The organism is Lysinibacillus parviboronicapiens (assembly GCF_003049575.1).
Taxonomy (GTDB): domain Bacteria; phylum Bacillota; class Bacilli; order Bacillales_A; family Planococcaceae; genus Lysinibacillus; species Lysinibacillus parviboronicapiens.
Map to the genome: position 1 here is coordinate 21,336 of NZ_PYWI01000027.1, position 12,142 is coordinate 33,477.

The 12,142-nt window shown below is 38.3% G+C and carries 12 protein-coding genes; all 12 read right to left on the reverse strand.

The genetic code is table 11. From position 1 onward, the window contains the following. Positions 1-68 precede the first annotated feature (68 nt). Complete coding sequence (locus C9J35_RS18390; RefSeq protein WP_054768432.1) at positions 69-497, reverse strand: S1 domain-containing RNA-binding protein; 429 nt, start codon at positions 495-497, stop codon at positions 69-71. A 134-nt stretch (positions 498-631) separates the two neighbouring features. Beyond that, a complete protein-coding gene (locus C9J35_RS18395) occupies positions 632-1,036 on the reverse strand; it encodes an FtsB family cell division protein (RefSeq protein WP_107925802.1) in 405 nt (134 codons plus the stop codon). Positions 1,037-1,052: 16 nt separating this feature from the next. Continuing rightward, positions 1,053-1,544: a spore cortex biosynthesis protein YabQ gene (yabQ, locus tag C9J35_RS18400; RefSeq protein ID WP_107925804.1), complete on the reverse strand. Its 492-nt coding sequence runs from the start codon at positions 1,542-1,544 to the stop codon at positions 1,053-1,055. Then, positions 1,541-1,840 (reverse strand): sporulation protein YabP, encoded by a 300-nt coding sequence (gene yabP / locus C9J35_RS18405; RefSeq protein WP_004229167.1) that lies wholly within the window; start codon positions 1,838-1,840, stop codon positions 1,541-1,543. Before yabP ends, yabQ begins: the two co-directional genes overlap by 4 nt. A 144-nt stretch (positions 1,841-1,984) precedes the next feature. Beyond that, a complete protein-coding gene (locus C9J35_RS18410) occupies positions 1,985-2,275 on the reverse strand; it encodes an RNA-binding S4 domain-containing protein (RefSeq protein WP_107925806.1) in 291 nt (96 codons plus the stop codon). 3 nt (positions 2,276-2,278) lie between these two features. Further along, the gene (gene yabN, locus C9J35_RS18415; RefSeq protein WP_107925808.1) at positions 2,279-3,739 is read right to left on the reverse strand and encodes a bifunctional methyltransferase/pyrophosphohydrolase YabN; all 1,461 of its coding nucleotides are present in this window, start codon (positions 3,737-3,739) and stop codon (positions 2,279-2,281) included. Positions 3,740-3,748: 9 nt separating this feature from the next. Next, positions 3,749-5,368: a putative polysaccharide biosynthesis protein gene (locus C9J35_RS18420; protein ID WP_107925810.1), complete on the reverse strand. Its 1,620-nt coding sequence runs from the start codon at positions 5,366-5,368 to the stop codon at positions 3,749-3,751. Between the two features lie 163 nt (positions 5,369-5,531). Further along, the gene (spoVT, locus tag C9J35_RS18425) at positions 5,532-6,065 is read right to left on the reverse strand and encodes a stage V sporulation protein T (RefSeq protein WP_107925812.1); all 534 of its coding nucleotides are present in this window, start codon (positions 6,063-6,065) and stop codon (positions 5,532-5,534) included. Positions 6,066-6,262: 197 nt separating this feature from the next. Continuing rightward, complete coding sequence (gene mfd / locus C9J35_RS18430; protein WP_107925814.1) at positions 6,263-9,775, reverse strand: transcription-repair coupling factor; 3,513 nt, start codon at positions 9,773-9,775, stop codon at positions 6,263-6,265. A 313-nt stretch (positions 9,776-10,088) separates the two neighbouring features. Next, positions 10,089-10,316, reverse strand: a complete 228-nt coding sequence (locus C9J35_RS18435) for an anti-sigma-F factor Fin (protein ID WP_010857031.1) — start codon at positions 10,314-10,316, stop codon at positions 10,089-10,091. 181 nt (positions 10,317-10,497) lie between these two features. After that, complete coding sequence (pth, locus tag C9J35_RS18440; RefSeq protein ID WP_054768431.1) at positions 10,498-11,058, reverse strand: aminoacyl-tRNA hydrolase; 561 nt, start codon at positions 11,056-11,058, stop codon at positions 10,498-10,500. A 261-nt stretch (positions 11,059-11,319) separates the two neighbouring features. After that, positions 11,320-11,907, reverse strand: a complete 588-nt coding sequence (locus C9J35_RS18445) for a 50S ribosomal protein L25/general stress protein Ctc (RefSeq protein WP_107925816.1) — start codon at positions 11,905-11,907, stop codon at positions 11,320-11,322. Between the last annotated feature and the right edge of the window lie 235 nt (positions 11,908-12,142).

Here is a 12,142-nt window from a genome sequence, read left to right on the forward strand (position 1 = left end):
TGTCCTAAACAAAAACCAATCCCCACAGTATCTAATACACTTTTTCTACGATTAAAACAGTCAGCAAACTACCCTCGTCTAGCTCCGCGACCACCGCGTTTTGACTCTGTTGCACGTTTTAGTGTTGTTAATCGCTCATCACTATCTTTTAAGAAACGTGCCATTTTTTGCTCAAAGTTTTCTTTTGGCTGGTGGCGTTCGTTACGATCGTTAGAGCGATTGTCACGACGTGGACGTTGAGGACGCTCAGGTCTCTCAACTTGAGGCTTTGCTTTACGGATTGAAAGACCAATCTTTCCATCCGCTTCAACATTCATCACTTTTACTTCAACTTCATCTCCAACTTTTAGATGCTCATTGATATCTTTTACATAATTATCAGCAACTTCACTGATGTGTACTAAGCCTGTTTTGCCATCTGGCAGCTCAACGAATGCTCCAAAATTTGTAATTCCTGTTACTTTACCTTGTACCTTGCTGCCTACTTCAATTGACATAAAAAAAATGCTCCTCCTTAAAAATTAAGCGACTCTTTTGAGCCATGTAATCAATTTAATCAAACTTTTTACTGCAATAAGTTTCTCTTTTCATTATATATGACTAAAAAAGAGTGTCAACAATACATAGCTTTTCAGTCGTCTTTTTTATCTTCCTCTTCTGGAATAACGAAATTAATTTCGCCGTCCTTAGTTAAGAAATATTCTTTGCGCAAAATCTTTGCAATGTATTCATCATCTTCTAATTGTTTAATTTTAAGATTTAATATCTCTTGTTCTTCTTTTAATTCTGTTAAATGCTGTTCTACTTCTACCTTTTTCTTCTCTTTTGCCTCTAACGTCTCGGATTGATTCGAAAGTATATTTAAGAGAAAAGCAATAATGACGACTGGCGCAATCGCAAAAAAGACAATACGGCGCAATTTTCGTTTCCGTGATTGTGCTTTGCGATTTATAGCTTTATCCGTGTTACGGACATAGTCATTATCAAGCTTCGTATAGTTTTGCTGTTCCTCTTTTGATGAATGACGTTTAGTCATGCCCGCACCTCCGAAGTTATTGTTGTCTTTTATTATACTTGATATATCGAAATTTTTTTAATAAAGTGTAGGACAAATACGAATAAATTTTGACAAAAGGTCTTATGACAAACGCAGCAATATTGATAAGTAGCTGCAGAATTTGTCGAATAAAGGCTATTATTAATCGGATAATGAACCACAAGGGTCTCCATGTTATATTCACCAAAATGCGGGCAACGAAACGTAAAAACGTTTGAAAAATTGTTTGATATAAAAAAATACCTGCAATTTGCGCTAGCGGGTCATAAGCCCGCCATGCGCCATCTTTTAGCCAAAATAATAAATAATATGTCAGTGCCCCAAGTAGAATCCACGTTAGTAACTCGAATAACATCATCCACTTTCGAAGGCTTGACCTTTTTGGAGTTGAAAAAACAATTAGCCTCACGCTATCAATAATAAATCCAACTGCTATACCGCTCACTACCATGACTAATAGCTGAACAAATTGCTCGCTAACAATCATCCAAATAACTTATGAAGGAAACCTTTCGAGAAGCCACTTTCCTCCTCGTCATACTGTAAAGTTTTTACAGTTCCTTCAAGTGTTAATAACCCTTTGTCTACATCTAAATGAACGATATGCAGTTCTTCTCCACGAATTAACAAATGCCCTTGGGACGTCTTGATGAAAAACTCTTCCTGATCAAAGCGTTCAATTGATTTTACAGAAGTCATGTCCATTCTTTTACGATTACGAATCGTTAAAATATGCTCACCAGATGGAATTGTGTAACGATTACTTTCTTGATGTAGCGTCATTTTTTTCCTCCTTTAGTCGTCCTAGCTTCTGTTCAATTTATGCGGACAACCTAAAAAGCATGACAACTTTATCAAAGTTGCCATACTTTTAATAAATTACGTCCCCTATATTGAGAGATTTAACAGACTAAAGTTAAGAAAAATTCAATCCTCATCGTCGATAAACTCAGGCTCAACCTTTTCAAGTCGCTCTTCTTTTAAAATTGTAAACATCTTTGCAGCATCTTCTTTTTTCACAGTATCACGTAATTCTTCTACACGCGCAGTCACAATTTTTTGCCCAAAGCGGATGGCTAACTCATCACCAGCTTTTACGCTACTACTCGCTTTTGCTACCTTACTATTAATTGTAATTCGGCCTTGATCGGCCACCTCTTTTGCTAAAGTACGTCTTTTAATTAATCGTGAAACCTTTAAAAATTTATCTAATCGCATTTTTTACTTCCTTTCTAGCTGTTTCGCTTCATCCCAAAAAGCGTCTAATTGTTCTAACGTATATTCTGTAAATGGCTTGCCACTTGCTTTCACCTTTTCCTCTACATACCCAAAGCGTCTTGCAAACTTCTCATTAGCATGTAGCATGGCTTCCTCCGGTGACAACTTATAAAAACGTGCTAAGTTAACAAGTGTAAACAAAACATCCCCAAACTCATCGAGACGTGTTGTATTAGAACCTTTCGTCACCTCTATGCGGAATTCCTGCCATTCCTCTGCAAACTTGTCCCAAGCACCGTTCACATCAGGCCAATCGAAGCCAACTTTAGCTGCCCGTTTTTGATAATTATAAGCAGTTTGTAGTGACGATGATGCACGATATTCCTCATCCAACAAAGGCTTCTCCCTAATTCCTTTTTCTTCAGCTTTAATAGCCTCCCAATTTGCAATGACACCTTCTGCATTCTCTATTGAGACATCTCCAAAGACATGTGGATGGCGACGAATCATTTTTTCACTGATTGAAGCTAAAACATCTTCTAGTGAGAAATACCCTTGGTCTTCTCCTATTTGAGCATGTAAAAATACTTGTAATAATACATCCCCAAGCTCTTCAATCATCGCAAAGTCATCTTCGGCATCTACAGCAGCCAAATATTCATGTGCTTCTTCAAGTAGATATTTTTTTAGTGACTCATGTGTTTGCTGTTGATCCCATGGACAGCCATCTGGCCCGCGTAAAGTGGCAATAATTTCGCGGAAGGTTGTCCAGTCTCGCAACGCTTCCTCCTGCGATTTCACCGGTGGTACATAGACCGTTGTTAAATTATTGACCTCAACACTTTGATCGAGCTCATAAAGCGGGACTGTCACTAACTTTTCTTGCGAAGAACCTGCAGCGGTAACAACAGTTACTGGATATTCGTCATCATACTTCTCCATCAATGTCAACTTCACTTCAGAAGCGCTGAATGTATCATATACTTGTGCTATTAAAACATGCTGGCGCATATTGATATCATTCATGGAAAAACTAGTACCATCAAGTAACTGAAAGCCCTCAATCGGGTCAATTTTTAATGCACCGAAAATTGGATCCAGAAAGCTTTGTCCGCCTTCAATGACTAAATTTACCTTTCCCTCATCAGCTGCAGCAATTAGAAGCTGCACCGTTTGCTCTGCCACAAGTGGATGTCCCGGTACAGCATACATCACGTCCGCAATGACAGTTGCTTCGATAAGCTTTTCTGCAATTTCCTCATATACAGGTTGGAATGTACCATGTTTTTCATATACTGTGTCAAAGCTTGCAAATTGCAAGCCTTCCTCAGATAATGCATTTAGTACTGGATGATCGACTGTACGAACGAATAATTGTGTTGCAGCCTTCAATTTTTTATAAACGCCCATTTGTAATTGCTCAAAGTCACCAGCCCCAAGGCCAATTACTGTTAATGTATGCAATAAATCCACCTACTTCTTTCGATTTAACCATAGTTGATATACAGCCATTCTTCTACCAAACGGCAATAAATACCACTCTTTTTCTGCAAGTACACGTAGCTTTGCTATGACTGTAATCATTACAAACGCCCCTAAACAAACTGCACTAAGGCCTGCTACCATAGCGACAAAACGCGCCGATAAAAAACTGCTTAAAAGTGTTGGTACAAATTGTAGCCAGAGTACTACTACCACAGTCATACTTAGCGATGCCCCGCTAACCTTTTTATAAAAATTTGCAGGTGCTAATTCAATACCCGTCATTTTCTTTAAGTAGAAAGCAAGGGCTAGCGCCGAAAATAACAGCCCGACATTATTAGCTATAGCTGCACCTAGTACACCAATCGAACCAACCGTCAACACATTCAACAATATCTTTATGATAAAACCTATAAATAACAAAAGCGCCGGTTTTTTTAATTTTCCGTAGCCTTGCAAAATGGCAGTGAATGTTAAAATAATCGACAATGGAACAATTTGTAGCACATATAACATTAGTACATCCGAAAGTGCATCTGTTTTAAAGAGCATCGTGTTAATATAGGGCATTACTAATATTAAGCCTAGAGATGCTGCCCAACCAAATAATACAGATGATCTATAGGTTAATTGAATAAACGGGATAGCACTGCGCCCCTCTTGCTTTTTAGACATATGCGCAACGAGCGGTACAATGGCAAGGGATAACGAAGAAGCAATGACAATACCTAACTGTACTAATGGTTGTCCACGATCATAGATACCCTTCGTTTCTTTTGCTAAAGTCTGGTCTACCCCATTGTCAATTAGTAGTGAATAAATGGTAAAGGAATCTACTAACTGATAACCCAGTAATAACAAGCTACTCATACTTACACTTAAACTTAGCAAAGTTACTTCTTTCACAATTGGTAGGCTGGCTAATTGTTGTCGTTGCCTACCTTTAAATGATCCAAAGTGTTTTGTAAAGATATGTGCAAGCAGGATAAAACCAAAAAATTCTCCAATGACCGTTCCGGTAATTGCCATTTGTCCGGCACCATAAAGCGACTTTGTCGTTGTCATAACAATGTATGTACCCGTCAAGATGGCACATACCCTTACAGTTTGCTCTAGTACTTGTGCATAAGCAATCGGCTCCATAATGCCTCTTGATTGAAAACCGCCCTTTAAAACAGCCAGAGCAGGCATGACAAGTACTATAAAGGAACCTGTACGCAGCAATGGTGCAAGTTTAGTATCACCCATCAAATTGGCTAGCATGTCCGCACCGACAAATAATACAGAAAAGAATAGGAACGACAGCAATGTTAAATAGCGAAAAACAATACGCATAATGCCGCTTCTTTTCAAGTTTCTTTCTATAGGGTCGGCTATACAATCATTATCGGCAAGCATCTTAGAAATCGCTACTGCAAAACCACTCGATGTCCAAACAACAAAAATAGAGATAACTGGATATACCTGTTGGTAAATATAGAAGCCTTCATCACCAACTAGATTTTGAAAAGGTACACGATAGATTGCACTTAATACTTTTACAATCAAGGCCGCAATGGTTAATAGAGCAGCGCCTTTCATGTAACTTTTCATGCCAAAACGTTCCGACATAATCTATCCTCTTTCCTTCTTTAACAATGCCAATAGTATAGCATAACTCAAAAGTTTGACGCGCCCGATTACGTCTCGATGATTGGCGCTTACAACTATGTACGCAAAAAAAAGTTATTGTTTCGCCTAGAAGGTCATCACAATAACTTTAAATATTTATTAATTATTCCATTTGCTTCGCTAAGAAGTTTGCAGCTGTTTCCACAACTTTTACTTCTACTTCACCGACAAAATGGACTTTGGATAGAACAATGATACAACCAATCGGATCTCCATTGACCATAATTGGTGTTGCACAATAAGATTTTACCTGCTCATATTGACCAGGAACAATCTCAATTGTTGTTTCCATTTTTTCAATCTTCGTTGAGCGTTCGTCCATAAAACCTTCCGCAAAAGATGTAATGCGACGATTAATATACTCTTTTTTACCGATACCGGAAACCGCAATCACTTCATCTCGATCTGTTACAAATGCTGGCGTGCCCAACGTTTCATATAACGTTTCTACATATTCTCTCGCAAATTCCCCTAAATCATTAATCGGAGAATATTTTTTTAAAATGACTTCTCCTTCACGATCCGTGTAAATTTCTAACGGGTCACCTTCCCGAATACGTAGCGTCCTACGAATTTCTTTTGGAATAACCACACGCCCTAAATCATCAATACGACGAACAATCCCTGTTGCTTTCATCTCAATGCCTCGCTTTCGCTACAATCAAATTTGTATTCAACAATAGTATGGATTTTAAATAAACAATCTATGCAAAAACTGAAGAAAAAGGATTTCAAAGCCAACAATATTTTTCATACCAGTTATAAATGGCAATAGAATAACAAGAAATAAATAAAAACTGGTCATTATCACCTATGATAATGACCAGCCTTTGTTTATTGCTCTTTTTTCGCATTGTCAATAATTTGCATCATTTCTTCTAAAATATCAAACGATTGATATTTTCCGCACTTTCGTTCATCAATCGTTAATTTTAATTGCATGCCGTCCATACCAAAACCAACAGCTCGCTCAAACTTCATTGACTCTGAAACAATTTTGCTTCCATTGACTTTTGCTGTACCTTCCTCAGAAAATAAAATTGAAATAACCTTCTGCTTTTCCTTTACTGACATTACGCCTGCTCCTAAGCCCCAGACCTTCATACGAGCAATACGCAGTAAACGCTCTGTTTCAACCGGAAGATCTCCAAAACGATCCTCTAACTCCTCCGTGATCTCTTCAAAATCCTCGATTTGATCCATTGCCTTAATACGCTTATACATTTGAATCTTTTGATAGCCATCTGGTATATAGGCATCCGGTATATAGGCGTCAACATTTAATAAAATTTCTATTTCAGGCTTATCCTCTTTTTTCACACCTGTCTGGCGTTCAGCAATGGCCTCTTCAAGCATTTGCGAATACAAGTCAAAGCCAACAGAATCAATAAAGCCATGCTGTTGCGCGCCAAGCAAGTTTCCTGCACCACGAATCGATAAATCGCGCATCGCAATCTTAAAGCCAGATCCTAGCTCCGTAAATTCTTTAATGGCCTGCAACCGTTGCTCAGCAACATCTGTTAGTACCTTGTCACGTTGATACATAAAGTACGCATATGCTACTCGATTCGAACGTCCAACCCGACCTCGCAATTGATAAAGCTGTGCTAAACCCATTCGATCAGCATCGTGTACTATAAGCGTATTTACATTTGGAATATCCACACCTGTTTCAATAATGGTTGTCGTAACAAGCACATCGTAATCACCTTCTAAAAAGGCTAAAATCACAGATTCTAACTCTGTTTCGGTCATTTTCCCATGTGCATGCCCAATACGCGCCTCAGGGACAAGCATTTGGATTTCATCGACCTTACGGGCCATATCCTCCACTCGGTTATATAAATAAAACACTTGACCACCACGTGCCATTTCTCGCTCAATTGCTTCACGCACTAATGCCCCACTATGCTCCATAACATATGTTTGGACAGGGAAGCGATTTGCTGGTGGCGTCTCAATAACTGATAAATCACGTACACCAACCATGGACATATGGAGTGTTCGTGGAATTGGTGTTGCCGTTAATGTTAAAACATCGACATTGGTTTTTAGTTGCTTAATTTTTTCCTTATGGGTAACACCAAAGCGCTGCTCTTCATCCACAATAAGCAGACCGAGGTCTTGAAATGTTAAATCTTTCGATAAAATCCGGTGTGTCCCAACGACAATATCCACTTGTCCTTCTTTTAGACCTTTTAACGTTGCTGTTTGCTCTTTTTTCGTACGGAATCGAGATAGTAATCCTACATTGATGGCAAAGTCTTGGAATCGCTCTCGGATCGTCTCATAATGTTGTTGAGCAAGAATTGTTGTCGGTACAAGGAAAGCAACCTGTTTGCCATCCTGAATGGCTTTAAATGCTGCACGAATCGCAACTTCCGTTTTACCGTAACCAACATCTCCACAGACAAGGCGATCCATTGGTCGTTCACGCTCCATATCACGCTTCACTTCAATAATTGAACGCAGCTGATCTTCTGTTTCTTCATAAGGGAACGATGCTTCAAACGTACGCTGATCGTCATTATCAGGCGCAAATGCATGGCCCTTTTCCGCTTCTCGCTTGGCATACAACTTAATGAGATCATCGGCAATATCTTGAACGGCAGAGGATACCTTTGCTTTGGCCTTTTTCCACTCTGCCCCACCTAATTTATGTAGCTTTGGTTCACGGTCTTCAGATGCCACATATTTTTGGATTAAATCTATTTGCTCTACTGGTACATACAATTTATCGTCAGCGCGGTAACGAATATGCAAGTAATCCTTATGTGTCCCATTAACCTCTAACGTTTCCACACCAATATATTTCCCTATACCGTGATGTACATGCACGACATAATCGCCTGGTTTAATTTCTGTATAGCTTTTAATACGTTCAGCGTTCGTCATTTTTTGAGCACGTGCTTTTTTCTTTGCCTGTTGTTTAAATAATTCATCCTCCGTTACAATCGCCAAACGCTGTAAAGGTAATTCAAAACCACTCGACAACACGCCATCTGTAATATAAATCCCAGGCTCATTTGGTTCCCCAATTGTGGCATGGATATCATATTCATCTAGCATCTGCTGTACACGTTTAACACGATCTTTATCTCTAGCAACTATCAGTACAGTAAATTTACCCATCAGCCATCGTTCAATTTCACTTTGTAACAACGCCATCTGGCCATGGAATTGCTGCATTGGCTTACAAGAAAAATTAGTCGCTTTATTAAATGAGATGCCCGCAAATGTACGAGAAAATAACGATAAAAATAGTTTCTGCTGTGAAAGCATTGCTAAAATTTCCTTTAAAGAAAAGGCTGGCTTTACATCATGCACCATCTTTCCTTCTTCAATCAGCGATAAAAACCACTCTTCTTCTTCACGCTCCCAAGCATCCATAACTTCCTGGATACGACCAAGTTCATCAAATAATACCATGCCATCCCGTGCAAAATAATCACCTAAGAAAGCAGTTTTTTCATACAATAGCGAACCAAATTTGTTCACATAATCCGGTAAATTCCCTTGTTGAAGCAATTCAATATCATATTGTATGTTTTGATAAAGCAGTTCTTTTGTTTCCTGTTTTTTTACTTTTTTCAAGCTAACCGCTAATGCTGCTCCCAAGCGACTTGCTAACGATGTTCTCTCTTCCTTTGTCAAAATTACCTCTGACGCTGGTAGAATACGAACCTTTTGCAATTTATCGATGGAACGCTGATCATCGGCAGAGAACGTACGAATGGAGTCTACTTCCGTATCAAATAGCTCAATACGAATAGGTGCTTCTAGATAGGGTGGATAAATATCTAAGATTCCTCCACGCAAGGCAAATTCACCTGGTGATGTCACCATTGAATTGCGCACATACCCCATCGCTACTAGTGTTTGTAGCCATTCCTCAATCTGAATATCCTCACCAATAGCTGTCTGTAAAAAATATTGTAGCCAATGTTCCTTAGGTGGCATTATTTTACGTAAACCCGCAACAGGGATGATATAAACAGCTTTCTCACCCCTCGCTAGACAGTCCAGTGTTGCTATGCGCTCTGCACGCAATTCTGGCGATGCAACAGATAAGTCGGCAGCAATAAATTCATCTGCGGGATAGTAATGGACATGCTCCTCACCTAATAAGCCAACAAGTTCATCGACCATCTTTTGTGCCTGCAATAAATTGGGTGACACAATATAAATAGGCTTTTGTATATAGTTAAACAACGCATCGACCAGTACTGGGCGTGCGCTCCCTGTTAATCCTGTTATAAGCTGCGACGCAGTAAGACCACTCTGAATTTCCTGTATAAATGATGTGATGTGTTTGTCCTGCGACACAAGCTTTCGTAAAACTTCCACAGTCAAAAGCTCCTTTCAGCGCAAAAATTCTATTTATCCATATTCGCCTATACTATCAATCTACTATAATTATATGCATTATTATTGTCTAATTATCAATCACATCTCGGCGCAAATATATCAATCATGTGCCTTTTACAATAAATCTGCCAATGTACTTCACTGTCTATTTACGATTGTTTTAAAAAAACGACGCGTCTAGATTATGCACGATAAATGGCACAATAATTTAACACAAACTGTACTAAACTTTATAAAACTAAAACGGAAAAAGCTTTGGACGCACACAATGTGCGCCAAAGCATCCTTCCTATTATTGTATCCATTTATTGAGTGCATGATAATCTGGATATTGTTTAAGCGAGTCCTCACATTGCTCACAAATGCAGTGCACAGTCGTTTGTCCATGCTGATCTTTTTCAACATAATCATCCGCTTCACCCATCTCGAAAATATGCAACTTCCGAATTGTATCATCTGCATCAAACGGTAGTGTCCCTATTTCTACTTCACAATGCCGACATCGATAACGAACTGACATCTCCAAATCATCCTCCCTTTAAGCAACTTACTACTTAAAGTATAGACATTCCCGAAAAGGATTATGCACTATTCAATGACGCTATTGAGTTCAAACGTTCAAAACTGCATTGTATGTTCGCCGAGAAAACATTTGCGACATTTGCAAGAAAGCTTAAATAAAGTTTGATTTAAAAGCACGACTAGCTGTTAAAATGATTCATCACATCAAGGAATGGTTTTGAAAGCGCTGCTTCTACGGCATTTACACTCTTGTCAATCGCATCCTCAATAACACCCTGATCTTCTTTAACAAATTTTGACAGCACATAATCCGCTACCTTCATGCCCGCCGGAGGACGATTAACACCAATACGTATACGATTAAACTCTTGTGTTCCTAAATGCTGTATTAATGATTTAATACCATTATGCCCTCCTGCACTACCTTTTTGACGTAAACGAAGCTTTCCTGTCTCTAAATCTAAATCATCGTAAATAACAATTAAATCTTCTACATCAATATCAAAATAATCCATGAGTGGGCCAACACATTCACCCGATAAATTCATATATGTTAAAGGCTTAACAAGTAGAACCTTTCCTTCAGGACGATGTATAGTTGCATACATACCATTAAATTTTGAATTTGTTAAAGGTGCATCCCACTTTTTCGCTAATGCATCAATAACATCAAAGCCAATATTATGGCGTGTATGCTCATAAGGTTTACCTGGATTCCCTAAACCAACGATAATTTTCATAAGTACCTCTCTTCTCAATCTAATAGTCATTATTTTACCATATCGAGCTCTAAGAAAACATTTCGATACATTTCTTCATGAAGAAATGTATGATAACCTACTAGTAATAATTTTAAAAATTCCAGTTAATCCCTAAATTTATTTTACGTCTAACTACTGAGAAATTCAAAAATTTTACTTTTTTACAACAAAAAATGCTATCAAGACAGTCACTGACGACCATCTTGATAGCATTTCCCTAAGACATACTTTTAGTCTTATTTATTCTTCGTTCTTTTCTACTTCTTCTTCCCCTATAGAGGCAACTGGTGCCATAATAGTCACCAATGTATAATCATCTTCACTAATAATATCAAAATCTACTTGCTCGCGAATATCCGCTACCATAATAGAATCTCCAATGGCAAGTTTAGTAATATTAATTTCAATTGTTTCCGGGATTTCCGTCGGTTTCACTTTTATTTTAATTTCCAAGTTTGGTTGCATTAATATGCCACCTTCACTTACACCAACAGACTCACCAACAAGCGATACGGCTGCATCAACTTCTAATTCCTCAGACATATTAATAGCTAAAAAATCAATGTGATTCACTTCATCCTTTAAACTACATTGTTGTACTTCAGATACGACAACATTTACTCTTGTCCCATCTAACTCCATTGGAAATACACCGTTACGTCCATTTTTTTGAACGAACTTTTTAAATTCTTTCGCAGAAATAGAAATTGGGGTTGAATCTAATTTGTAGCCATAAATTACCGCTGGAATAGCTCCCCCTTTTCTAAGTTGGGTTAATGTCGAACGATGCCCAGCTTCGCGTTTTCTTACACTTAAGACTGTACTCATATCTATACCTTCCCCTTCCAAGAAAAATTACGCCTATGCAAAAATGCACCTGTCAAAACAGTACTATCTGCAAAGGGCTCTAACAATATTTACATCAATTACTAAATCTTAATGCAAATATAATTAGTAATAATTACTAGTATACCCTTTCATAGAAGTTTTCACACTTAACAGCCACACAAAAAGGACAAATCTACTAAAAAACGTAGATTTGTCCTTAATTTGTCACACATTA